This is a genomic window from Shewanella metallivivens, assembly GCF_028750675.1.
In the GTDB taxonomy this organism is placed as follows: domain Bacteria; phylum Pseudomonadota; class Gammaproteobacteria; order Enterobacterales; family Shewanellaceae; genus Shewanella; species Shewanella metallivivens.
The window spans coordinates 41,661-66,997 of sequence record NZ_JAQQPZ010000006.1; the positions used below are offsets into that span (position 1 = coordinate 41,661).

23 protein-coding genes are annotated in these 25,337 nt (G+C 41.5%); 7 read left to right on the plus strand and 16 right to left on the minus strand.

What is annotated here, in order from left to right; translation table 11 throughout:
* The 15 genes from PQR79_RS09560 to PQR79_RS09630 all read right to left on the minus strand — a co-directional run bounded on the left by PQR79_RS09560 (nt 1) and on the right by PQR79_RS09630 (nt 16,464).
* Complete coding sequence (locus tag PQR79_RS09560; protein ID WP_274408464.1) at nt 1-390, minus strand: hypothetical protein; 390 nt, start codon at nt 388-390, stop codon at nt 1-3.
* Nucleotides 391-436: 46 nt separating this feature from the next.
* Nucleotides 437-1,474 (minus strand): UDP-N-acetylglucosamine--undecaprenyl-phosphate N-acetylglucosaminephosphotransferase, encoded by a 1,038-nt coding sequence (gene wecA, locus PQR79_RS09565; RefSeq protein WP_238102722.1) that lies wholly within the window; start codon nt 1,472-1,474, stop codon nt 437-439.
* 891 nt (nt 1,475-2,365) lie between these two features.
* On the minus strand, nt 2,366-2,875 hold the full coding sequence (rfaH, locus tag PQR79_RS09570; protein ID WP_238102710.1) for a transcription/translation regulatory transformer protein RfaH: 510 nt from the start codon (nt 2,873-2,875) through the stop codon (nt 2,366-2,368).
* A gap of 390 nt (nt 2,876-3,265) precedes the next feature.
* A complete protein-coding gene (locus PQR79_RS09575) occupies nt 3,266-3,823 on the minus strand; it encodes a DUF4136 domain-containing protein (RefSeq protein WP_238102700.1) in 558 nt (185 codons plus the stop codon).
* A gap of 574 nt (nt 3,824-4,397) precedes the next feature.
* A complete protein-coding gene (locus PQR79_RS09580) occupies nt 4,398-6,140 on the minus strand; it encodes a sugar phosphorylase (protein WP_238102698.1) in 1,743 nt (580 codons plus the stop codon).
* 18 nt (nt 6,141-6,158) lie between these two features.
* Nucleotides 6,159-7,382, minus strand: a complete 1,224-nt coding sequence (locus PQR79_RS09585; RefSeq protein ID WP_238102697.1) for a glycosyltransferase family protein — start codon at nt 7,380-7,382, stop codon at nt 6,159-6,161.
* A gap of 1 nt (nt 7,383) precedes the next feature.
* On the minus strand, nt 7,384-8,241 hold the full coding sequence (locus PQR79_RS09590; protein WP_238102696.1) for an HAD-IIB family hydrolase: 858 nt from the start codon (nt 8,239-8,241) through the stop codon (nt 7,384-7,386).
* Nucleotides 8,242-9,258: 1,017 nt separating this feature from the next.
* Nucleotides 9,259-9,678, minus strand: coding sequence for a Holliday junction resolvase RuvX (ruvX, locus tag PQR79_RS09595; RefSeq protein WP_238102695.1), 420 nt, complete (start codon nt 9,676-9,678; stop codon nt 9,259-9,261).
* A 298-nt stretch (nt 9,679-9,976) separates the two neighbouring features.
* Nucleotides 9,977-10,537, minus strand: coding sequence for a YqgE/AlgH family protein (locus tag PQR79_RS09600; protein ID WP_238102694.1), 561 nt, complete (start codon nt 10,535-10,537; stop codon nt 9,977-9,979).
* Nucleotides 10,538-10,565: 28 nt separating this feature from the next.
* Nucleotides 10,566-10,895: a stress response translation initiation inhibitor YciH gene (gene yciH / locus PQR79_RS09605; protein WP_188916676.1), complete on the minus strand. Its 330-nt coding sequence runs from the start codon at nt 10,893-10,895 to the stop codon at nt 10,566-10,568.
* 157 nt (nt 10,896-11,052) lie between these two features.
* Complete coding sequence (gene hemH / locus PQR79_RS09610; protein WP_238102693.1) at nt 11,053-12,066, minus strand: ferrochelatase; 1,014 nt, start codon at nt 12,064-12,066, stop codon at nt 11,053-11,055.
* Between the two features lie 367 nt (nt 12,067-12,433).
* A complete protein-coding gene (locus tag PQR79_RS09615) occupies nt 12,434-12,967 on the minus strand; it encodes a glutathione peroxidase (protein WP_238102692.1) in 534 nt (177 codons plus the stop codon).
* Between the two features lie 115 nt (nt 12,968-13,082).
* Nucleotides 13,083-14,186, minus strand: coding sequence for a putative porin (locus tag PQR79_RS09620; protein WP_238102691.1), 1,104 nt, complete (start codon nt 14,184-14,186; stop codon nt 13,083-13,085).
* 116 nt (nt 14,187-14,302) lie between these two features.
* Nucleotides 14,303-15,415, minus strand: a complete 1,113-nt coding sequence (locus PQR79_RS09625) for a PilT/PilU family type 4a pilus ATPase (protein WP_238102690.1) — start codon at nt 15,413-15,415, stop codon at nt 14,303-14,305.
* An 11-nt stretch (nt 15,416-15,426) separates the two neighbouring features.
* A complete protein-coding gene (locus PQR79_RS09630; RefSeq protein ID WP_238102689.1) occupies nt 15,427-16,464 on the minus strand; it encodes a type IV pilus twitching motility protein PilT in 1,038 nt (345 codons plus the stop codon).
* A gap of 27 nt (nt 16,465-16,491) precedes the next feature.
* Here PQR79_RS09630 and PQR79_RS09635 point away from each other — a divergent pair, with 27 nt between their 5' ends.
* From PQR79_RS09635 to PQR79_RS09665, 7 genes are all read left to right on the plus strand, one after another.
* Nucleotides 16,492-17,178, plus strand: coding sequence for a YggS family pyridoxal phosphate-dependent enzyme (locus PQR79_RS09635; protein WP_238102688.1), 687 nt, complete (start codon nt 16,492-16,494; stop codon nt 17,176-17,178).
* A 274-nt stretch (nt 17,179-17,452) separates the two neighbouring features.
* Entirely contained in the window at nt 17,453-18,271 is an 819-nt protein-coding gene (proC, locus tag PQR79_RS09640; protein ID WP_238102687.1) for a pyrroline-5-carboxylate reductase, read from the plus strand.
* Between the two features lie 124 nt (nt 18,272-18,395).
* Nucleotides 18,396-18,944 (plus strand): YggT family protein, encoded by a 549-nt coding sequence (locus tag PQR79_RS09645; RefSeq protein ID WP_238102686.1) that lies wholly within the window; start codon nt 18,396-18,398, stop codon nt 18,942-18,944.
* A gap of 184 nt (nt 18,945-19,128) precedes the next feature.
* Nucleotides 19,129-19,536, plus strand: a complete 408-nt coding sequence (locus PQR79_RS09650; protein WP_372942299.1) for a DUF4426 domain-containing protein — start codon at nt 19,129-19,131, stop codon at nt 19,534-19,536.
* 168 nt (nt 19,537-19,704) lie between these two features.
* The gene (rdgB, locus tag PQR79_RS09655) at nt 19,705-20,337 is read left to right on the plus strand and encodes an RdgB/HAM1 family non-canonical purine NTP pyrophosphatase (protein ID WP_238102684.1); all 633 of its coding nucleotides are present in this window, start codon (nt 19,705-19,707) and stop codon (nt 20,335-20,337) included.
* Nucleotides 20,337-21,476, plus strand: coding sequence for a radical SAM family heme chaperone HemW (gene hemW / locus PQR79_RS09660; RefSeq protein ID WP_238102683.1), 1,140 nt, complete (start codon nt 20,337-20,339; stop codon nt 21,474-21,476). Before rdgB ends, hemW begins: the two co-directional genes overlap by 1 nt.
* 222 nt (nt 21,477-21,698) lie before the next feature.
* A complete protein-coding gene (locus PQR79_RS09665; protein ID WP_238102682.1) occupies nt 21,699-23,546 on the plus strand; it encodes a DUF885 domain-containing protein in 1,848 nt (615 codons plus the stop codon).
* A gap of 440 nt (nt 23,547-23,986) precedes the next feature.
* On the opposite strand, the gene PQR79_RS09670 is transcribed toward PQR79_RS09665, so the two are convergent.
* Nucleotides 23,987-24,928 carry a LysR family transcriptional regulator gene (locus PQR79_RS09670; RefSeq protein ID WP_188916701.1) on the minus strand — a complete coding sequence of 314 codons (942 nt, stop codon included), beginning with the start codon at nt 24,926-24,928 and terminating at the stop codon, nt 23,987-23,989.
* Nucleotides 24,929-25,337: the final 409 nt, after the last annotated feature.

Consider the following 25,337-nt stretch of genomic DNA (forward strand, 5'->3'; position numbering starts at 1 on the left):
TTACGCTCCAAAGTCAATTGGGTTGTCTTTACTATCAATAACCTGAGGGATAATTGACCATTGAACGCTTTGATTGTCTTTACAAATTATACGGCGTTGTTTATCGGGAGCACTTGTTGTGTCATTTAAAAACACTTCTCTGCATTGCTTGCCAAGTGCTGAGAAGTACTGTTTGCCTAATGTAAATTGCACATCGTTATACACACCAGTGTATCCTTGGGGCTGCTGAGAAATGATTGCGTTTAATTCTGCAGGCAGTACATTTTCACCCATTGATTTGATGGGTTGCTCTAACAACGGCATAGACGCTTCGATAATAGGTGGAGAAGAGGTGCAGCCTATAAGAACGAGCATTATGGCAGAGAGTGACACGATACAATTTTTTTTCATATTTTTTGTAATCTAATGATTTTTATTAAAAATTAAAATAATCCAGTTATTTTTTTCTGCTATTTAAACGGTTCCACATATGCTGAGTACATAATGCGTAACCTATGAATAAAAAGATAAAAAATGTAAACAGAATCCATTCAGGAACAAAGTAGATTTCAGCAAGGCAACCCATAAAAGCAAACACACAAGCAACTGAAGATATCGCAACTAGAGCATACCTTCTGCTGTAGCCATATGCTTCGAATAAATGATGTAAATGCTGCCTATCGGCGGTAAAAGGTGAACCGCCAGATTTCATTCGGCGGATCATAACTGACACCATATCGATTAATGGAATCGCTAATATATACAATGCGGTGACAGGTCTAAAAGCGGGTGTATCTAATTCGGTACCAACAATCATCAACCATACGATTGTTAAACCTATAAACATGTTCCCAGAATCACCCATAAATACTTTGCTAAAAGAATGATGAAGGTTCAAGTTAAACAATAAATATGCAAGTAGGGCCGCAATAAATAATACGGGCAACAAATACCATTCGTTAGTGTGTCTGCTGAGTAAAAATGCTAATGCACCAAATGCTATGAGGCTAAGCGCACCAGCTAAACCATCGATACCATCCATCATATTGATTGCATTAATGCCTGCAATAATCGCAATAACACTGACTGCGGCCCCCGCGTAGCCCAATTTGAATTCAAAAAAACCTAAAATTGAACCAAAGCTTTGCAAGTATGTTTCTGTGCCAAATATCATTAATGAGGCAACGATAATTTGGGAGATGAGCCTGACTTTGACCGATAACAAGTACCTGTCATCTAATGTCCCTAAAAACAAAACTAATGCTGCGGCAACGAGATAAATATTTAAATTTTGGCTGTGTTCAATAAAAACCATTGAGGTTATCAACACCGAAAAGTAGATAGCGATACCTCCAATTAGAGGTATATGACCATCATGCACTTTTCGCTCGCATGGATAATCAAGTAGTCCTGTTTTTACGGCGAGTGGCTTTACAAGTTTGATTGCAAAAAATGAAACTAGAAAAGTCACCGAAACTGGGAGCCAATAATCCATTATTTTTCCCTTATTTATGATTGATGAAAGTGTTGTGATTTAAGCAAACTATAAAACACGAAAATGACATTTGAAAATTTGGCCAAACGACAATTGAGATAATAAAAATCAGCTATCGCGGCTGTGTTTAACCTGTTACACACAGGGCGTAAGATTAAGGCTCGATGATTTTACTAAACGGGTATACCAATAAACAATCATTAAGTTTGTTAGATGATTTCAGCGTTACACTAGTGTGTATCAACACCTTGTTCGTGGTAATCGTAGTCGTTACATTGATGATATTTTAGCACAAGAACGCCAACGAGCTGCATCGCAAAGCCCTGTGTATTTCCCTACGGGCTAGGGCAGCTGAAGCTGTTAACAATTGTTGCTGACAATTATTTTCGGACACGCTACCGACCCGCGTGGCGGGTGAGACGCCCTGATTCAGTACATCTTGTACTTCTCTCTTCGAGCCAGCTGAAGCTGTTAGTGATTGTTCCAGACAATCACTTTCGGCGTCCACTAAAAGACAGAAACTATTCTGTCTTTTGCCTTTATAAAATACGTCCTGTATTTTCCCTTTGGGCCAGCTAAAGCTGTTAATAATTGTTCCAGACAATTATTTTCAGGCACGCTACCGCCCATGGATTGCGGCTTCCAAATTGCCTGAAAATAATCTGCTTGTGTTTGTGCACGCGTATTGTACCTAAAAAGCGTGCATTAATCTGTTCAAAAAGTACACACAACATAAAATGCTAACATTTTTTAAACATTTGATGCTATTCAAGCCGTTGAAAGCCAAAAACCAAGCTTTTTCCTTCTGTAACACCCGGATAAATACATCTTGAAAAAAATTTATAGCAAAAGTCTCACACAAGTTATAGTGAAAGTCTCACTAACAATAAGTTAACTATCAGTTTTGTTTTCAATGGCTTGCAAATTATCCAGCTCCACTAAAATGCGTTTTTGTTGCCCCATAATAGTGAACAATACATGGCAACGTTTATCTGGGTTGTTTTCGTCGAAAATGGCCTCAAGATCTTTAAATGGGCCATCAATAAATTTCACTTTATCGCCTTTCGATAACGGTTTTTCAACTTCAGGCACATGACCTTGAACACGCCGCTTAAGGGCGGAAATAATTCGGTCGTCAATGGGAGTCATATCTTCTCGACAGCCTACTATGCGGTTAGCACCACGAGTATTGTGGATTTTGCTAACGCTAGTGACTTGTGGGTCAAAGTAGATAAATAGATAACTGGGGAAAAGCGGTACCGTGACCATTTGGCTTTTATTACGGACCGTTTTTTGCTGGGTAATCATAGGTAAATAACTTTCGACTTCTTGCAAAGCCAAATTTTGCTGAGCACGGACTTCATCACGTGGTTTGCAATACAGTAAATACCAAGATTTCATTATTACTCGCTTGTGTTAATTTACTCAAAAACCTTGAGTAAGTGACTTCCCATTCACAACAAGATTTTAGCAAACTTACTCACCCATTTGAATGATTTTATGTGTTGAACGCCTATAAATACAGCACTTGAAGTGAATATAACGCTTTAACTGAATCCATGCTAAAAATCTAATTAATCTAACACTTTGATTTATCGAAAACTGCACTCAAATTAGCAGAGCAGTAATAGTGAATGATTGCACTAGGTTAATACCATTTGTCGTTGATCAAAAACTGCTGGATACATTCTGAGTGGTCATATCTGCGTATATGCTTAGGCAAAAAAACCTCGGCGTTAACGTCGAGGTTTGATGCGTTGGTGTCAGCTTGATATTAGATTGTTGATTAAGCTACTGCCCTGTTTTTGGAGGGTAATTCATCATAACTTGACCAATTGCGTTATTGATTGATTCTGCACGCTCTTGAGGTGTGTTTTGATCTCTTATTGTGTCAGCGACGGTACCACGCCACACTAACTTACCCGTTTTGTTATCGACTAAATCAACGATCATGGTACCAACCTCGTATTCACGCACCACTGTTTCAGTTTGCATTGAACCACCGAGTCCCCAACGAGGGCCATAATACGGGTTGTAACCGAAATGGCTATTGAAGGTGTCGATGTTGATTTTTTTATCTATTTTGGTGATGTAATTAACCAGTAAGTCTGCGCTTTGCTTGTCGACTTTACTGATCCCTTTTTGGCTTAACTGTGTTTCAATGGCAGAGCGAACACGCTGATCCATTAGCCCATCTAGATGATATACACCATCATCGTTTTTCTTTTCTATCCATGCGTAGGATTTGTATTGATCAAATGCGACTGAAGGATCGAAGTCTGAACTTGATTTTAAGGTACTGCATGCACTTAACGCTAAGACCGCGGCGGCGATAAACAATTTTTTCATTACAGACTCCAAAATAGCATTTACTAATAAGCATAAGCTTATAGAGCGCAACAATGTTGTCAAGTTAACTAGGGTTTATAAACCTATAGTAAGAAAAGAACTTATTTTACTTGCCGTCCCGGCAATGCTGTTGAAAACGGGACCCACCAGATTCGTCGTCCCGGCAATGCTGTTAAGTCGGGATCCAGCTGTTATTTTTTAAGAGCAAACACCTAGATCCCCGATAAAAGACCTCGGGGATGACGGCAAAGAAGTACACTTTAACCTCGCCCCTTGTCACTTGCCCCTTTTACCTCACCAGCTAAGGACTTGTTTCACGTCGTCCCGGCAATGCTGTTAAGCCGGGATCCAGCTGTTATTTTTTAAGAGCATACACCTGGATCCCCGATAAAAGACCTCGGGGATGACGGCAAAGAAGTACACTTTTGCCTTGCCCCTTGCCCCTTGTCACTTGCCCCTTGCCCCTTGTCACTTGCCCCTTGTCACTTGCCCCTTGTCACTTGCCCCTTGTCACTTGTCACTTGTCACTTGCCCCTTTTACCTCGCCCCTTGTTACTTATCCCCTACTCTTCACCTAGCCTTTATTGCTGATCCACACGGTTTGATATGGTTGCAATTGTATTGTTTGGGTAATGTCTTCTATTTTGGTGCCGCTGAGTAAATCAACCCAATGTTCTGAAATCACTAGGTTTAACTCATTTATTGGTAAATCGGTTACTTGGTCTGAGACATTACTAATACAAAAAATACTTTGTTTACGGTTTCGGCTTTGACGCCAAAAACCAAATAGCTGTAGCCCTAAATGTAAGGTGAATTGTGTCGCACTGGGATGGAATGCGGCTTGTTGGGTGCGTATATTGATGAGCTTTGTCATCGCTGACAACACCTGACTGTGAGTACTTTGTGCATCACCTAATTGTTGCTTTAATGCATCAAGGTCCCAACGGTGGCGGTTAATGGCGCGATTGTGTGATGTATTAGCGAGTTTTTCATAGTCATTCCGGGTGCCCAGCAAGCTGTGAATGTATATTCCTGGTATTCCCTCAAGTGCCAACATGATGCTATGTGCACACATAAAGCGTTGCATACCCCATAAATCTTTACCTTTTGTGGTGCCTTGCAGGGCATCGTAAAGAGCAATATTGATTTCGTAAGGTTTTTGCTCGCCGGTTTCGCTGGTTCGTGCTGATATTTGCCCACCAAATTGTTTCATGGTGTCGACGAGGGTTTGAATTTCATCTTCGTCGAGTAACCCTTCGGCCGGGCGTAAGCCAATACCATCATGAGAGGCGATAAAGTTAAAATAGGTAGTGCCATCTTGTGCTGGGGGCATGCTCATTAACCAACGTTTTAAATACAAGCAATTACCGGTAATAAGGGTGTTGATTAATAAAGGGGGTAGTGAGAAGTTATAAATACAATGTGCTTCGTTTGCATTACCAAAATAAGTTAGGTTTTGGGTATTTGGAATATTGGTTTCGGTGATGATTATGGCATCATTTTGTGCATGTTCTATTAACGTACGCAGTAAACGAATGATTTCATGAGTTTGTGCTAAGTTGATGGATTTACTGCCCACTATTTTCCATAAAAAGGCGACTGCGTCGAACCTAAATATACTCACACCAGCATCTAAGTACTGACGAATAATAGTCACAAACTCTATTAACACCTGTGGTTTTCTAAAATCAAAATCCACTTGATCATGACTAAAAGTACACCACACATGTTGGATGCCTGCGGGCGTTTCTGTAGGTCTTAATAGTGCTGAAGTTCGAGGCCTTACAACGTCAGATAAATCATCGCTAGGTTGTGCCGTAAAAAAATAATCATGACCTGGCCCCTCACCTTTACAAAAGTTTTCGAACCATAAACTTCGACTCGAGCAATGGTTAATCACTAAATCCGACATTAACCGACGTTTACTGGCAATGGCACTAATGTCAGCCCAATCACCAAGGCTTTCATTGACACTGGAGTAGTCAATAACGGCAAAACCATCGTCCGAACTGTACGGAAAAAAGGGTAAAATATGCACACTATTGATACAGCCAAGGTAGCTGTCGATAAATTGTGCCAAGGTAGTTAGTGGGCGCTCACCCTGTTGCAATATACTGTCACCATAGGTAATCATTATGGTGTCTTTTTCAGACCAGTGATTTACAAAAGGTTCTGGTACCTGACTAAATTCGGTAATGCGCATGATGTCGATCAACCGATTCACCAATTGGCTTATCGGTAGATCAATATCGATGTCTTTATAAATACATTCCAGTTGATGCTGTAGCTTTTGTTGTAATCCATCCAATACTGACATAAAAAAACCTTATATTAATCATTTACTGAATTCAGCATTGTCGGCCTCGACCGCAGCTTTTAGTTGTTCAAGTACGTCAGGCATTGCACTCACCACTCGGCTCCAAGTTGGCATAAACGGTGTTTCCATTGGGTTATCTAAGAACCGTTGTCCTGCCGTGACAATGTTTTGGGCAAACATCTCAACGGCCTTTTCTTCTAAATGGATATCGGTGGTTAACCCATTCATTAATGCATCATTATGGTAAGTTTCGACATAATCGAGTGCGACACGATAATAAGTGGCTTTTAGTGTACGAAATGATTCGGTGCTAAAAGTGTTTCCTTGGGTAGCTAATTTACGGAAAAACGCTTTAGTAATATCAATCGACATTTTTGATAAGCCGGCATCTTCGTTGTTAAGCGACAAGTCTTGATGTTTGTGGTCGTAATTATCTGCAATATCGACCTGACAAATACGGTTAGGGGCATAATTGCGTTGCATTTCAGACAGTACGCCAATTTCTAAGCCCCAATCACTCGGAATACGTAAATCAGTTAACACATCGCGTCTAAATGAAAACTCGCCCGCTAATGGGTAACGAAAGCTGTCCATGTAGTCTAAATATTCGTTATAACCCACGACTTTTTTTAATGCTTTAATCAGTGGCGTAACCAACAAACGTGATACGCGGCCATTAATTTTGCCATCAGATAATCTAGCGTAATAACCTTTGCTAAACGCATAATTAAATTGAGGATTGGCGACAGGATATAACAATCTCGCTAATAGGGACTTCTCATATGTCACGATGTCACAATCATGTAATGCCACCGATTCAGATTTACCCGAGGCCAACATGTAACCCATGCAATACCATACGTTACGGCCTTTGCCTAACTCTGTGGGTGCTAAACCTAATTTTTGTAGTTTGGCATCTAGCGCTTGAAGGCGTGGGCCGTCGTTCCATAAAATACGGTGATGTTGCGGTAACTCTCCAAAAAAACTCAGCGCATGTTTATATTGCGCTTCGTCTGCCCGATCTAAGCCTATGACGATTTCAGACAAGTAAGGCACATCTTTAAGTTTTGCCACGATACCTTTTAGTGCATCGCCCTCTAGCTCAGAAAACAGCGAAGGTAATATCAACCCTAGTGGTCGAGTTTTGGCAAATTTAAGCAGTTCTTGTTCAAGCTCATCATGACTACGACGAGTTAAATTGTGCATTGTAGTGACAATGCCATTTTGATAAAAATCAGCCATATTATGCTCCTGTCAATGACGCAGATGTTGAAGATGTGGCCAATGAGGGTGTGAGTAGTGTCGCAGTAATACACTCAGCCCAACCTTTAGGACCGCACTCTTGGCTTTTAATGGTTTGTTTTTTACGTAGGACCGGAAAATCATGGGTTGGAGATTTTATTTGAATGGCAATATCAGCCGCTTCTAACATGGCACTGTCATTACCACTGTCACCTAACGCAATTGTCGTGACCGGCGTTTGATACTGGTTTGCATATACTTGGGCAAGCCAATTCATGGCTTTGCCTTTGTCACTTTCACCACCTATGTGTAAAAAACGACCACCTTGTAACATATGCGCGCCGAGGGATGTCATGTGTGCAATAAATTCTTGCTTACGTGCATTATCACCTTTCCATAATAATGGTTCAGAATAATGCCTTACCAATGCAAGCCGTGCTTTGTCGGGGGCAAGGTCGGTGACTTCACACAATTCTTCAACGCTGAATGACGAAAAACCCACATACTCGTCTTCAAACTCAACGGCTTGTTGAGCTAATAACTCAAGCCAATGCTGGCGTGGCGGGCAAAACTCTTTAACCCAGTAATACCCTTGGGTAACGGTGTCTTTGGGTTGCTCATCAAAGTATCCGATAGGAATATAAATAACCGCACCATTTTCAGAAATAAATGGCGAGTTAATGCCGATGGTTTGTTGTAGCTTTTCCATTTCAGCAAAGGTTTTACTGGTATTAGCAATAATGGGAATATGACGTTCATTGAGTGCTTCAATAACATCAATGGCATGGTTGAAACTATAGTCAAAGTGGTCGAGTAACGTTCCGTCAATATCAGTGAAAATCAGTGGTCTGCTGGTCATATCATGTCCCTTTAACTTAATACTGGATAGCGCGGTAAGAACAATCTTAGTTGTTACTTTGCGATATTACTAAATTAATAGATTCAGAATATGTGCCAGTGCAGAAAGCGTTGCCCCGGAATGGAACAAACCACCTTTTACTCACTGTATTTTAAGGTATTTTATTTTTCAAACCTAACGCGGGGAATGGCATTTTAGACTTTAGACGACTTACACATGTGCAAGGCTTTAAGTAAATTGCACCACATTAGTGCATGGAGTGGATAAAAAGGACGATAAAACTTGTTATGGTCAATATTGGTTAGACATTGCTCAACTAAGCCCCAAATACCAAGAATTTATCCCCAATAAATACTGAGAATGACGGCATAGAAGCACACTTTTACCTTGCCCCTTGCCCCTTTTACCTTGTCACTTGTCACTTTTACCTTGCCCCTTGTCACTTTAACCTTGCCCCTTGTCACTTGCCCCTTTTACCTTGCCTGCTAAGGACTTGTGTCACGTCGTCCCGGCAATGCTGTTGAACACAGGACCTATCAGATTCGTCGTCCCGGCAATGCTGTTAAGCCGGGATCCAGCTGTTAGCTTTTAAGAACAAACACCAGGATCCCCGATAAAAGACCTGGGGGATGACGGCAAAGAAGCAATGCTGTTGAACACAGGACCTATCAGATTCGTCGTCCCGGCAATGCTGTTAAGCCGGGATCCAGCCGTTATTTTTTAAGAGCAAACACCTGGATCCCCGATAAAAGACCTCGGGGATGACGGCTTAAAGAAGCTCACTTTAACCTCGGCCCTTGTCACTTGCCCCTTTTACCTTGTCACTTTTACCTTGCCCCTTTTACCTCACCTGCTAAGGCCTTGTGTCACGTCGTCCCGGCAATGCTGTTGAGCCGGGAGCCAACCGTTAGCTTTTAAGAGCAAACACCTGGTTCCCCGATAAAAGACCTCGGGGATGACGACTTAAAGAAGTAATGCTGTTGAGCGAGTGACAATCAACACTATCAAGATCAAGTTTTAAAACTGGCTTTCGAAATAACTTTCGATAATCAATACGGCTGATACGGCATCGACTTGACCCTTAGTCAATGCTTTAAAACCGCCTAACTCAAATAAACGCGCTTTTGCATCTGCTGTGGTGAGACGTTCATCTTGAGTGGCGATTTTTACCCCAAAACGTCCGTTAATTCGATTGGCAAATTTACGAGCTCGCTGGGTCATTTCTTGCTCAGTACCATCCATATTTAATGGCAAACCGACGACCACTAAATCGGGTTGCCACTCTTTAAGTAACTTTTCAATATCATCCCAGTTTGGAATACCATCAACCGCTTTGATTGATAACAGGGGTGTGGCGCTTGCCGTTATGGCTTGACCTATCGCAACACCAATACTTTTGGTGCCATAATCAAAGCCTAAAACCGTTTGAGGTTGCATGTATTTCTCTTTAATTAATCTTTAGATTTAGCTGCTAGGATTTACCCGCTCGTCATCTTCAAATGCTTTTATTGAAGATCCAGGTGTTGCTATAGATTTTAGGCCTTAGGTTCTAAACTCCACCTGCTCGTCATCCTCAAATGCTTTTATTGAGGATCCAGGTGTTGCTACAGATTTTAGGCCTTATGCTCTAGGTTCTAGGTTCTAAACTCCACCTACTCATCATTTTCAAATGCTTTCATTTAAGATCTAGGTGTTGTGGTAACGTCTTGGCGCTAGATGCATATCGATACTGCTGCTAAGCGTGGCCGATTTGTGTCGACATCTGCCAAAAATCGAACCCTAATGCTTGAGTGGCGCTTTGCCATAGCTGTTCATGGTCACCATTAAACAACAGTTCAGGTGAGGCTTTTATTGTGAGCCAGGTATTTTCAGCTAACTCTTGTTCAAGTTGATCTTTACCCCAACCTGCGTAACCCAATGCAATAATAAATTTATCAGGGGATTTACCGGTACCAATTGAAGTCAAAATATCGCGCGAAGTGGTCAACATGGAGTAATCACTAATCTCAACGCTGTTGACCCAGTGTTTTTGTGGCGTATGAATAACAAAACCACGGTCGGGAGCCACTGGGCCGCCAATCAACACTTGTTCATTGATTGAAAACATGTGTTCTGGCGACGGATTTAACTCCATCTGATCAAGTAACTCTTCAACATCAACGCCTAAAGGGCGATTAACCATTATTCCCATCGCGCCTTTGTCGTCATGTTCACAAATATAAATCACCGAGCGTTCAAAAAACGTATCATCAAGTGACGGCATAGCAATTAATAAATGATCTTTTAAGCTATCCATATACTCTCCCAAATCGTGCTGTTAGCGTTTATCCACCCGCTAATTTCACGGTGAAATTCAATTTCTCTAATATGGACTTTATTAATTCACGGTTGTCTGTTTGCACCTCAATATTGAAGTCTTTTACTGTACCACCACAGCCGCATTGTTTCTTAATCTTTTGTGCTAGCTCTTTTAATGCTTTTTCGTCGAGCCCCAGGCCTTTAATGACACTGACGCCTTTACCTTTACGGCCTTTAGTGTCTTTATGAATTCGCACTATGCCATCACCTGTTGGCACTTCGGCTTGTTCTTTGGGCTCATCAATACGCCCTTTGTCTGTGCTATATACCAGCGAAATATTTGGATCTATTCTCATAATCGTTGTTTTTGATAACCGTAGTTTGAGTTTAACAAATCGTAAAAGCTGAGGCGAGGAGATAAAGAGACTACATTAGAGTACGAGTGACCAGCAGAAATAGAAAGAGATTACTGATGGCAATATCAGTAATCTCTTAGAAAGTGTTTACACAACGTTATAAGTAAGGTTTAACCAAGTTTGCCATCATATTGATGTGGTCATCGTTATCATTTAAGCATTCAATGTAACGGAAGTCTTTGCCACCAGCATCTTCAAATACATGGCGGTTTTCACCTTTGATTTCTTCTAACGTTTCTAAACAATCAGCACTAAACGCTGGGCAAATAACGGCGATGTCTGTAATGCCTTTAGCCGGCAAACTGCCGATGGTCGCGTCGGTGTAAGGTTGTAACCATTTAGCTTTACCAAAACGTGACTGGAATGTGGCAACATAATCGTCTTCACTTAGCCCAAGTTTCTCAACCACTAAACGGGTGGTTTTCATACAAAAACAATAATATGGATCGCCAAGGTGTAAATTACGTTCAGGCATTCCGTGATATGACATCACTAGCTTTTGCGGTTTGCCATTAAGGTCAAAGTCTTTTTGGATCGATGCCGCAATCGCATCAATAAAGTCAGGGTTGTCATGGTATGTATTAATAAAATGAAGCGACGGTAAGTAGCGCCATTTCATCATTTCTTTGGCGAGCGCATCAAATGCTGAGCCAGTTGTTGGCGCTGCATATTGTGGATAAAGCGGCAGTACCACTAGGTTATCAACGCCTTGTTTATGCATTGTTTGTAGAGTACTGGCCACCGACGGTGAACCATAGCGCATGGCTAAATGTACACTGGCATCATGTCCTTGTGCTTGTAAGCTTTGGGCAAGCTTAGTTTGCTGACGCTCACTGATGTCTAATAATGGTGAGCCTGCATCTGTCCAAACTTGTTTGTATAGCTCGGCTGATTTAGCTGGGCGGATACGTAAAATAATCCCATGCAGAATAATCATCCACAGTAATTTTGGTATTTCAACCACGCGAGGATCTGATAAAAACTCAGCTAGGTAGGTCCTTACCGCTGATGCTGTTGGGGCATCTGGAGTCCCTAGATTTAAAAGTAATACGCCAGTTTTACCACGCGCTTTATGACCAGTGTCTTTATCTAGCCCTGAAAATCTAGCCAAAATATCTTCTCCATAATCAGTCAAGGTGCCTTTGCTTTGTAAAATAACAATAGTGTTATCTGTAAAGCAAAGGGGTACTAGGGCCTATTGAGCTTTCAAGGTTATTTTGCTGCGTATTGTTGGCTACTCCCCACATATATCACTGCGCTGCAGAGACTTTGAGGTGTAGTTATTCTACATAAAAAGTCGATAACGCAGTAAACGTGGTCAACAAACGCTGCCCGAAGGGTTCGGCTAAAAACGTTTTTAACTCGAACAAAATTCAACCAACAAAGAACAGCAGCCCCTGGTTACTATTGTTTGTATTGTATCTTATTATTTATAAACAAAAAGAGCGCTAGGTAGCGATTTTTTATCTTTGAGTATGCTACAAAACAGACTCAATGGCTTTTTTCATTTGTTCGCTGTCTGGTTTCACTCTTGAATTAAATTGCTGAACCGTTTGCCCATCACCTGAAACAAGATATTTATAGAAGTTCCATTTAGGTGCTGCGCTTTTCTCTGCTAAAAATTTAAATACCGAATTTGCAGCATCACCTCTAACGGCTGAGGTCGCTACCATGGTGAAGTTAACTCCATAATTGATAAAACACACATCGGCGGTTTTAGCTTCATCTTTTTCTTCTTGGAAAAAATCATCAGAAGGAAAACCAATCACGACTAATCCTTTATCGGCGTATTGTTTGTGTATTGCCTCAAGTGCTTCAAACTGTGGTGTAAAACCGCAATTTGATGCGGTATTAACAATTAATACTGGCTTGCCTTGCGTTAGCTGACATAAATCGACATTTTCTTTTGAATGTAATTTACGCGCTTCAACATTGAGATAATCAGGGCAGCTTGCCGCCGATAGTCCAAAACTGCTGGTAAGAAGCACTGCGGTGGCGAGAAACTTTATCATCTTGGAATGTCCTTTTATGTAGACCAATAAAAAAGGTATTGATAATTAACTCATCAATACCTTTATAGAGTATTCTCAACATTACGCTTTTTAGCGAAACTAAGATCAGTTTGCCTTAGAAATAAAAGCCAACATTGATGTTTAATCTAGAATGCCAAGACGTATCACCATTATCGATACCGATACCCGAACCGTTAACGAAGTACATATTTTTGCCTGCAATCCAGTCTACGTATGAATACAGTTTACCTGCACTGATAGCACATCCTGTAACGTTTTGGATTGAATCATCAAGACCTTGACCAGAAGACATGACCTGACTGTAATCGTTATAACAGTTTAATTGAGTAATTGGGCCCCAATCTACGTCAAATGATTTAGCAATGTTCACAATGGCAACGTCAGCTTCTGCCGCAATATCAGACTGATATTGGAAAGCGCTTATTGCAATACGGTTGCTGTCTTCTACGTCGTAGTCATAATGCATGTACTGTAATTGTAATTGCCATTTTTTCCAATCAGCTTGCCAATGTGCAGCAGCAGCGATGCTATCAACATCTTCGCCAGCGGTATTAGTGGCATTAGCCACAAAATCTAACTGGCTAAATTGGAACGAAGCACCCAACTTGTGGCTCACGTCACCTGTGGTAAATTCACGTTCAACACGAGCATTAAACTGAACTGATTCTTCATAAGAAGATTGATCCGTTGTTGCCACATCAAATGAGTAACGGTCATAACGTGAACCATTACCGTATTCGTCATTTGCAAAATAAGCTAAATCGTAACGCCAGCCATTTTGTTCGTTTTTATAATGAATACCTGCATCATAATCATCTTCAAAACCAAGATAATAAGCAGCGCTAAACCAAAATGAATGAGCCGCGTAAGGTAAGAATCCGAATGGAACTTGAGTTACACCGACTTGTACCGACTGAGCTTCATCAAACTGATACCCCATGTAAGCATGGTGAATAACATCCATGTCTTGATACCAACGGTATTGAGCAGAAGCGAAGATACCATCTTTACTTTGATAATTAACGTCAGCACGAAACAATTCAAATTCTAGTTTTGCGTTGTTATCGTAGTCTTTCCAACCGTAGTTAATCCGAACTGCACCACCGATGTCTAATTCATCAGTGACTTTCGCAGCTGATGCAGAAACAGAAAACAATAATAACGATGAAGCAAGAGCGGCTTTTTGCCATAAATACATGTGACATCCTTGAGAGGTTTTAAAAACATGTTGTAAATTAGTAAGAGATGATAGCAACAAAGGCCATAAGTTGCTGCTTATAACCTGCTAAAACGTTAACTATATACTGAAAAAAACTAATCCATGTCTAAAGTGATACCTTCCATAGAGCCTGCTGAAGAGGTTTCATTGCCTTGTAATTTAATCATTAGGCGTAAATCATTAGGTGAATCTGCATGATGTAACGCATCAGCGTAGCTAATCTCACCTTCTATGTATAAGTCGAGTAAGGCTTGGTCAAAGGTTTGCATGCCCTGCTCGCGCGACTTTGCCATGGTTTCTTTGAGTAAATGCAGTTCATTTTTGGCAATCAAACTGGCCACACGAGGGGTATTAATTAACACCTCAATGGCAGCACGACGACCGGTACCGTCTGATTTTGGAATAAGCTGCTGTGCAACAATGCCACGTAGGTTTAATGATAAGTCAAACAGCAACTGATTGTGCTTGCTTTCTTGCACTAAATGCATAATTCGGTCAAGTGCTTGGTTGGCGTTGTTGGCGTGCAATGTCGCCATACATAAATGGCCCGTTTCTGCGAATGACAGAGCAAACTCCATTGTTTCTTGAGTTCGAATTTCACCAATCAAGATAACGTCTGGCGCTTGGCGCAGTGAACTTTTAAGTGCGGCATCAAATGAGTCGGTATCAATTCCCACTTCTCGTTGGGTAATAATACTTTTACGGTGGTTATGCACAAATTCGACTGGGTCTTCAATCGTTAATATATGCCCTCGAGCATGGGCATTACGATAGCCTACCAGTGCAGCAAGAGAGGTTGATTTACCTGTACCCGTTCCCCCTACCATAATAATTAAGCCACGCTTACTCATGACCAAATCTTTTAAAATGGCTGGCAGCTTTAAGTCGTCAACCTCTGGGATTTGCGTTTCAATACGGCGCATAACACAACCGGCTGACTCACGTTGCCAAAATGCACTCACACGAAAACGGCCTAATTCTTTAGCGGCGAACGCAAAGTTACATTCGCTACTGTCATGAAACTCTTTCTTTTGAACCTCAGTCATTAACGACTCAACAAACGCTAACGACTGCTCTGGCGTTAATTTGGTCTCAGATAATTGACGTAATTCACCATCGATTTTAGCGCTAGGCGGAAAACCTGCGGTAATAAATAAATCCGAGGCCTTTTTCTCGACCATAATATTTAAAAACGGACGAACATCCATGATCCTAATCCTTAAAAATTAGCTTGTTTATTCGAGCTTTTCTGCATGGCATCTTCACGCGTAATGATACCGCGATTAACCAAGTTTTGTAGGCATTGGTCAAGCGTTTGCATACCATGTGCCATGCCCGTTTGGATTGCAGAGTACATTTGCGCGACTTTATCTTCACGAATAAGGTTACGTATCGCGGGTGTTCCCATCATAATTTCGTGAGCAGCAACTCGACCGCCGCCAATTTTTTTAATCAAGGTTTGTGAAATAACCGCCTGCAACGATTCTGACAACATAGTACGGACCATGCCCTTTTCACCTTCAGGGAAAACATCGACCACACGGTCAATGGTTTTAGCGGCTGAGGTGGTGTGCAAAGTACCAAACACTAAATGACCTGTTTCAGCAGCGGTCATGGCTAATCGAATGGTTTCAAGGTCTCGCATTTCACCCACTAAGATAACATCGGGGTCTTCACGTAGTGCGCTTCGTAGTGCTGCATTAAAGCTATGGGTATGCTTGTGCACTTCGCGTTGGTTAACCAAACATTGTTTGTTTTGGTGTACAAATTCGATAGGGTCTTCAATGGTTAAGATGTGGTCATGGCGGTGTTCGTTAATATAGTCGACCATTGCTGCCAATGTGGTTGATTTACCCGAACCGGTTGGCCCTGTCACCAACACCAAGCCCCGTGGATAACTGGATATCTTCTTAAAAATATCAGGTGCACCAAGCTGCTCTAATGACAAAATTTCAGATGGAATGGTACGAAATACTGCGCCAGCGCCACGAGACTGGTTAAAAGCGTTAACACGAAAGCGCGCGAGGTTTGGCACTTCAAATGAAAAGTCAATTTCGAGGTGTTCTTCGTAGTCTTTTCGTTGTTTATCGTTCATGATGTCATAAACAAGACTATGAACACCTTGATGATCTAGCGCTGGTAAGTTAATTTTTCGCACTTCACCGTCGACACGGATCATTGGAGAAACACCAGCTGAAAGGTGTAGATCTGATGCTTTGTGTTTTACACTAAAAGCGAGTAATTCAGTGATTTCCATTGTAGAGACATCCATTTAACCAACATTATGACAACAATAGCAGACAGAATATCAATCGCCCAGAGCAGAATGTCACAAGCGGCGCAAAATTGTTCGCGATCGCCAAGTGAAATCAGCTTACTTGCGGTAAGTAAAACCAAACCCATTAGTGACATCATTACCGCTTATCAAGCTGGGCAGCGACGTTTTGGGGAAAACTATGTGCAAGAGGGTGAAAGTAAAATCACCGCGCTGACGGGTGATTACCCCGATATAGAATGGCATTTTATTGGACCATTACAATCCAATAAAACCAAAATCGTTGCAGAACATTTTGATTGGATGCACACCGTTAGCCGTGACAAAATTGCGCAACGTTTAAACGATCAACGTCCTAGCAATAAACCGCCTTTAAATGTGTGTATTCAGGTCAATATTAGCCAAGAAGACAGCAAGTCTGGCGTTCATGTTAACGATGTTGCAACATTAGCGCTGCTCATTAGTCAACTGCCTAATCTTAGACTGCGGGGCTTAATGGCTATTCCAACAGCCACAGACGATATCCGTATTCAACAACAAGAGTTTGCCAACTTAAAAAGCTTGTATGACCAATTACAGCAGCAGTACCCTAATATCGACACGTTATCAATGGGCATGAGTGGCGACTTGGATATTGCCATTGCAAATGGCTCGACGATGGTGCGGATCGGCAGTGCGATTTTTGGTGAGCGATAAGTGTTAGGTTCTAATGCTTCATCTTTATCGTCCCGCTATTTTTGGGGAAAAGTCACAAGGCGCTACGCTGCAAGTAACAAGGGAGCGTCTTCGAGCTAGCTAAATGTGCTTGCTATCTTTTGTCCAACATTTCCAAATGATTTTTTTGGGGATTCAAGTGTTGCTGTAGATTCCCCCTCCGGTTATAAACCGGAGTAGCGTAGCGTCCTTGGACTGAATTAGGTAACATATAAAGTAAGATTTAAATTCACTCTTTTAATTGGATGTAATTGAAATGACTCAAGCAAAAGTATGTTTTATCGGTGCGGGTAACATGACTCGTAGTATTATCAGTGGCTTAGTCAAACATGGTTATCCTAGCGCCCTTATCCACGCAACTAATCCGAGTAAAGGTAAATTAGATGCGCTGGTACAAGATTTCTCAATTGAAGTATCACACGACAATGCTGCTGCAGCACAAGCCGCTGATGTCATCGTATTGAGTGTCAAACCACAACTGATGGAAAGTGTTTGCAATGCTCTCAGTCATTTAGATTTGTCGAGTAAGTTAATCATCACTATCGCTGCAGGTATTCCTGCGGCGCGATATCAGCAATACTTTAAGCAACCCATTAAGCTCATTCGCACTATGCCAAATACACCAACTCAAATTGGTTATGGTATGACAGGGATTTATGCTGACGAAGGTATTTCAGCGCAAGACAAAGCCATTTGCGAAACATTAATGAAAACCGGCGGCAAAGTCGTATGGGTGGATAGCGAAGATGGTTTGAACCAAGTTATAGCATTAGCAGGCAGCTCACCGGCTTACTTCTTTTTGTTTATTGAATCGATGATTGCCTCTGGCGTTAACATGGGTATGGCAGAAGACAAAGCCAGGTTACTCGCCGAACAAGCTGCGTTAGGCGCGGCACAAATGGTCATTCAAAATCAGCAGTTGTCGGTTGCTGAGTTGCGTCAAAATGTGATGTCAAAAGGCGGCACAACCGCAAGAGCGGTTGAAACATTGCAACAAGGTGACTTAGGCGGGCTGGTCGATAAAGCCATGACAAATTGTGTTGCCCGCGCACAAGAAATGGCAGAAACTTTTTAATTTAGCGCTAAACTGAGATGAACGAATATTTATCTCCGTTTACAATGCTTAATGATAATATTGTGCGACTTAATAGGGCTATGAGCCCTCTCTAAATCAATGAAACAAATGTAAGGCAATATTCATGAATGCAATGGTTTTTTTGATCAACACGCTGTTTGACTTGTACCTCATGGTTGTCATTCTTCGTTTTTGGTTACAATTGGCTAAAGCCGACTTTTATAATCCGTTTAGCCAGTTTGTGGTAAAAGCCACTCAACCGATTATTGCGCCTATGCGCCGAGTGTTACCTTCAATGGGGAGTATTGACACCTCATCGATTTTGTTAGCACTGATTGTCGTAGTGTTAAAAATGTTAGTGCTTACTCTCATTGCGGGTGCCAGCTTTGACTTACTCACCATCTTGTTGTTTGCCGTTGTGTCAGTATTTAAAAATGCCGGTGTATTATTATTTTGGATGTTACTTATCCGAGCTATTTTGAGCTGGTTTAACCAAGGCTATAATCCTGTGGTGATGATCATGACTCAACTGACTGAACCGATCTTAGCCCCTGTACGTAAAATTTTACCGTCAATGGGTGGATTAGACTTGTCGGTGTTAGTGGTGTTTATTGCGATGAATTTTTTGAACATGTTATTTGCACAATACATTCCATTTTGGGCAATGATTTAAGCAAAATCACTAAACATAACGCATAAAAGAGCTGCTTAATACCCAAGGTATAATACCAATCCTTATTAGAATGTGATCTATTTTAGGCTAATTGGTATAAGCCACAGCCTTGAATGATCATTTACAGGACGGCCTCATGTTAAAAGCAATCTTAGCTACACGATATATATTTACCCTATTATTAATGTCATTACTGAGTGTAATAGGCGTTGCTCATGCTGAACAAAAACAGCAAGTGGGTAATTTTGACATCCACTACATGGCACTTAATAGCACCTTTATCACTCCTCAAATCGCAAAAACCTATGGCATTGAACGTAGTGGTTACAATGGTTTAGTTAATATCACCGTGCTTAATACTCAGCTACCAGGCAACCCTGCTGTTGCCGTTGAAATATCCGGTGTGGCGAATAATTTAATTGATGCACGCATGACCCTAGATTTTAAAGAAATCCGCGAAGGCAATGCCATTTATTACATTGCCGAAGTGCCTTTTCGTGACGATCAAGAAGTGAATTTTACTGTTGCGATAAAATACACCAACCAACTCAATACCACCCTTAAATTTAAACAAAAGTTCTACATAGAATAATGCTATCAAGCTCGTGCGCTTTGCCAATGCCGGTAAAGCGCACTATACACATCATCCATCTCCCCTAGCCTCTGTGTTTAGCGTATTCATTGCTGATTAGCTCGTTGTATCGTTTTTCAGTCTTATTAGCGTATAATGTCGCAAATTTTTACCTCAGGTCGAGCACTCATGCAATCTCCAACTCAACACATCGTTCTTGCCAGTGGCAACAAAGGCAAACTGGCCGAATTTGCGCAAATGTTTACGGCATATGGCATTGAAGTTTTGCCACAAAATCAGTTTAACGTCCCAGATGTTGCAGAAACCGGCACGACCTTTGTTGAAAATGCCATTATCAAAGCACGTCACGCGGCTGACATTACCGGCAAACCTGCTATTGCAGATGACTCAGGCATTGAAGTCGATGCACTGCAAGGACAACCCGGGATTTATTCTGCTCGCTACTCCGGTGTTGGGGCGAGTGAAACCAGCAATTACCTCAAGCTATTAGATACATTGCAAGGTGAAACTCAACGTACAGCACGCTTTCAATGTGTATTGGTGTACATGCGCCATGCCAAAGATCCTACACCGATTATTTGCCAAGCATCTTGGGAAGGCAGTGTTAGCCTAGCACCACAAGGCGATCAAGGTCATGGTTACGACCCGGTATTTATTCCACAGGGGTTTGAGTGCAGTGCAGCAGAGTTAAGCGCCGAGCAAAAGAATGCCCATAGTCATCGTGGTAAAGCCCTTGAGTTATTAATTAACGCAATGAAAGCTAAAGGTGTCATTAATGCACCATCATCAGGCGGCCAATAATGATTTTACAACTGCCACCATTGAGCCTCTATGTGCATATTCCTTGGTGTGTGCAAAAGTGTCCTTATTGCGACTTTAACTCTCATGGACAACATGGCGAGTTGCCGCAGCAACAATATATTGATGCATTGCTTGCCGATCTTCAGGCAGACTTGGCATATGTGCAAGATCGTAAAATTCATACCATTTTTATTGGCGGCGGCACCCCTTCGCTATTTGATGCCAGCCAAATACAGCGTTTACTAGACGGCGCGCGCGCATTAATCCCCTTTGAAGATGATATTGAAATCACAATGGAAGCCAATCCAGGCACACTCGAGCATGATGACTTTAGTGCATACCGCGCTGCAGGAGTCACCCGCTTATCGATTGGTGTACAGAGCTTTTCTAAAGATAAGCTTAATTTACTCGGCCGTATCCATAACGAAGATGAAGCAAAAATCGCGGCGCAAAAAGCTAAACAAGCTAACTATTTAAGTTTCAATCTCGACTTGATGCATGGGTTGCCAAACCAAAGCTTTGCAGAAGCGATGCACGACATCGATACAGCAACTGCATTAGCACCACCGCATTTATCTTGGTATCAATTAACCATTGAGCCCAATACCTTGTTTCACTCAAAACCGCCGCAACTGCCCGATGATGAAAATCTCTGGCAAATATACGAACAAGGGCAAAAGAAGCTTGCAGAATTGGGTTACGAGCAATATGAAATATCAGCCTATGCCAAACCCGGCTTTCAGTGTCGTCATAACTTAAATTATTGGCAGTTTGGTGACTATTTAGGGGTTGGCTGCGGCGCACACGGTAAAATAACGCTACCGCATGACAACCGTATTATCCGGACGGTTAAAATTAAACATCCTAAAGGGTATTTAGCCGCACAAAACTACACCTTTGAAACGGCTGATGTGATTGAAGAAGACCGTCCATTAGAGTACTTAATGAACCGCTTACGGTTAATGACACCCATTGCAAAAACTGAATTTGAACAACGTACTGGTCAATCTGCAGATGTCATTAAGGTTGGCATGCAAAAGTCGATAGAAAGAGGTTTATTAACAGAAACTGACACTCATTGGCAGCTCACCCCCAAAGGCCACATGTTTGTTAACGACTTACTGTCGCAATTTATTTAACCCGCAAACTCGTTTGTACCGATAAATTTGTACGATTAATGTGTATTAAAAGTGCCCATTCACATTCATTGTGGGCACCTACTCTCGCCTAATATTCTCTGCTCGCTCGCTCTCTGAACGACCAATAACAAAATACACACTTTATAACATTTAAATTAACACATTTAGCAAAAGCTTGATTAGGATGTCAGCCTATAAATTGTGTCGTTTAGGAAGATATTGATGTCCCTTAAAACTAAAACAACCTTAATTGCCGTGGCATTATCAAGCTTATTAACCACATACGCTGTTGCGCACTCACCTACTTCAGTCGAGTTGGCCCCACAAAGTAAAGCCGTGACCGCCAACACAGAGTCTGCTAAGGCAAACGCGCTATTTGAAGCCATCTTTATGGAAAACGTGATGGCCAATCCCGTTAACCAAACTTACTTAGGCATTAAGCAAGATTACGATAAATGGAATGATTTATCAGAAGCGGCTGCAGATGCCGACCTTGCTCGCGCTAAAGATCAGCTCGCTCGTATTAATGCCATAGATATTACTCAGCTCGATGAGCAAACCACCTTAAGCTTTGAATTACTCAAAGCACGCATAGAGCAAACGATTGCCGATGATAAATGGCGTTATCACACCTATCCGGTAAACCAAATGTACGGCGTGCATTCTATGGTGGCATCAATATTAATTAACCAGCATCAAATAACCAACGAAAGTGACGCTAAAGCTTATATCAGCCGCCTTAATGCCACCGAAACATTATTGGCTCAATTACAAACAGCACTTGAAATCCGTGCCAGCAAAAAGATTATCGCCCCTAAGTTTGTGTTTGCATATGTGATTGCAGACAGTCAAAACATTATCTCTGGCGCCCCCTTTAACGATACCGATAAAGACAATGCGTTGTGGGCTGATGCCAACCGTAAAATCAATAAGCTCGACATTAGTGAAGACAAAAAGCACGCCCTATTGGCCGAAGTTAAACAAGCCTTAATCACTAAAGTAAAGCCCGCTTACCAGCAGTTTATTGCTTATGCCAAAACCTTAGAAGCCCGGGCTGATACGCGTGATGGTGCATGGAAACTCCCAGACGGAGAAGCCTTTTTTAATAATGCCCTCTCCCGTACGACCACCACAGACATGAGCGCTGACCAAATTCATGACTTAGGGCTAGCTGAAGTAAAACGCATCCACAATGAAATGCGTCTTATTATGGAAAAGGTTAAATTTACCGGTACGCTGCAAGCGTTTTTTGCTTATATGCGTGAGGATAAACAATTTTACTACCCTGAAACCAAAGCAGGTAAACAAGCTTATTTAACCGAAGCCAAAGCATTAATCGACAATATGGAAACTCGCCTAGACGAAGTATTCAAAATAAAGCCCAAGGCGGCATTATTGGTTAAACAAGTAGAAGCTTTCCGTGAGAAATCTGCAGGTAAAGCATTTTACGATCAACCCGCTCCCGATGGCTCTCGACCAGGCACTTACTACGCTAACTTATATAAAATGGAAGCCATGCCACAATATCAAATGGAGGCGCTCGCCTACCATGAGGGGATACCTGGGCATCATATGCAAATAGCCATTGCCCAAGAATTACAAGGCATTCCAAAGTTTCGTAAGTTTGGTGGTTACACTGCGTATGTTGAAGGTTGGGGATTATATTCTGAGTACTTCCCGAAAGAAATGGGCCTGTACGCAGACCCCTATTCAGATTTTGGCCGCTTATCAATGGAGCTCTGGCGTGCATGTCGCTTAGTCGTCGACACAGGTATTCATGATAAAAAGTGGACTCGGGAGCAAGCCATTGCTTATTACGTCAATAACACGCCTAACGCTGAATCTGATGCGATAAAAATGGTTGAACGCCATATTGTCATGCCATCGCAAGCTACCGCATACAAAGTGGGAATGATTAAGATTTTGTCGCTACGTGAAAAAGCTAAAAAGCGACTTGGCGATAAGTTTGATATCCGCGATTTTCACACGCTTGTATTAAAAAATGGTCCATTGCCTTTAGATGTACTTGAAGAGCAAGTGGATAAATGGATTAAGCAGCAAGTTATTTAACAATAAAAATGCAGCGACCTAAGGTTGCTGCATTTTTTTATCTACTTTTTTAAACCACAAAAAAATAACCCCAAGTCAATGCTTGGGGTAACCAAAAAAACTAGGATGATGGTTTCAAAGCCGGCATTGTTTTAGTTTGAAAAAACCGTTGCCAGCACTGATCCAAAATTTGCATGGTTGCCGATTTGGGCATTCAGCTGAAAAGGGGTCATTTCTCAGAAGAATACATATTCAAATCATTTTGAATCAACTAACTACTATTGTATTGATATAAGAACAGACTGCAACAGCTAACCGACTATACTTCAGTAACCCATTGATTAATGGTTCACTAAAAAATGAAACGGTGAACTAACTAAATTACTGATAAATATCAAATAAAAACAAAGCCACAGGCATCCCTGTGGCTTTGTTCTATTATATGAACAATGTTTCCAGATTTACTTACGAAGCTTATATAAATGATCGAACTTAGCATCCCAATACGGCGGGCTACCGATATGGGTCTTTATGAAATCAATAAATGCACTGACCTTGGGAGCCAAGTGTTTACGACGAGGGTAAACGGCTTGCAAAGGTAAGTTATGGGTTAATTGCCAATCAGGTAATAATGGCACTAATGTGCCTTGGGCAATTTCATCTTCCATTAAGTAACTGGCAAGATACACAATACCCAAACCGCTTACGGCTGCAGATTTAAGCGCTGGAGCATTATCAACACGGAAATTACCTGATACCCCGATTTCACAATAATCTTCGCCCTTTTTAAATTGCCACATACTGTGTTCATGCCATTCGCCTTGATACACTAAGCAATTGTGTTCAACTAGTTGTTCAGGACGACTGATATTACCATGCTGGGCAATATAACCTGGTGATGCAACTAACAAAAATTGGCATTTCATTAATGGTCTAGCCACCATACCTAACGGCAATTGCTCGGACATCGTTAACAGTAAGTCTAAACCTTCACTGACGACATCAACTTTATGGTCGAGTAAGCTGACTTGCAACTCAAGCTCAGGATGGCGAGCCATAAAGTCTGGTAATGCCGGAATGATGTGCATAGTACCGAATGATTGCGAGATCCCAACTTTCAATACGCCACGGGTTGCGTCATTTAAGTTATGGACACTGGCAACAGCTTGTTCTGCATCGCGAAGTAACTCTTCACCTTGCAGGTATAACAAGTTACCCGCTTCAGTGAGACTTAAGCTGCGCGTTGTACGCTGAATAAGTTGAACACCAAGTTTATGTTCAAGATCTGCAACTTGGGTACTCACTTTAGATTTAGAAATGCCAAGACGTCTGGCAGCAGCACTAAAACTTCCTGCGCGTGCAACGTGAGTAAAAATTGCGATAGGTTCTAACAGTTCTAACATGAAAGTCGCCTTAAGCTGGTTACGACATTAAAAATTAGGTGTTTGTTGAGTCAGGAATAATATCCGTGTAGTGGCCTATTCCAAATTAAACATTCACGTCAACTCAGCTATATTCGAGGCCGTCTCACCACAAACAATAAGACATAAAAAGTCGCTATAGTTTGCGTAAGTCTATTCCCCTCAATATAACCACCTCTAAAGTAGAGTGCTTTTTTGTTATAATTTTTGTGAGTATAACAAAAAAAACGCCTATGGCTCTATATTTATAATTGACAATTTTTTTATCAGAACAAAGAAATGGCGCTATAGCGGCTGATGAGCGGTTTTAGTCAATAAAAAAAGCCCCTGTGTCTTGAAATAGAAAACAGGGGAAGGTCAGGTGTCTTTCAGGGAGACGGGTTGACTAAAA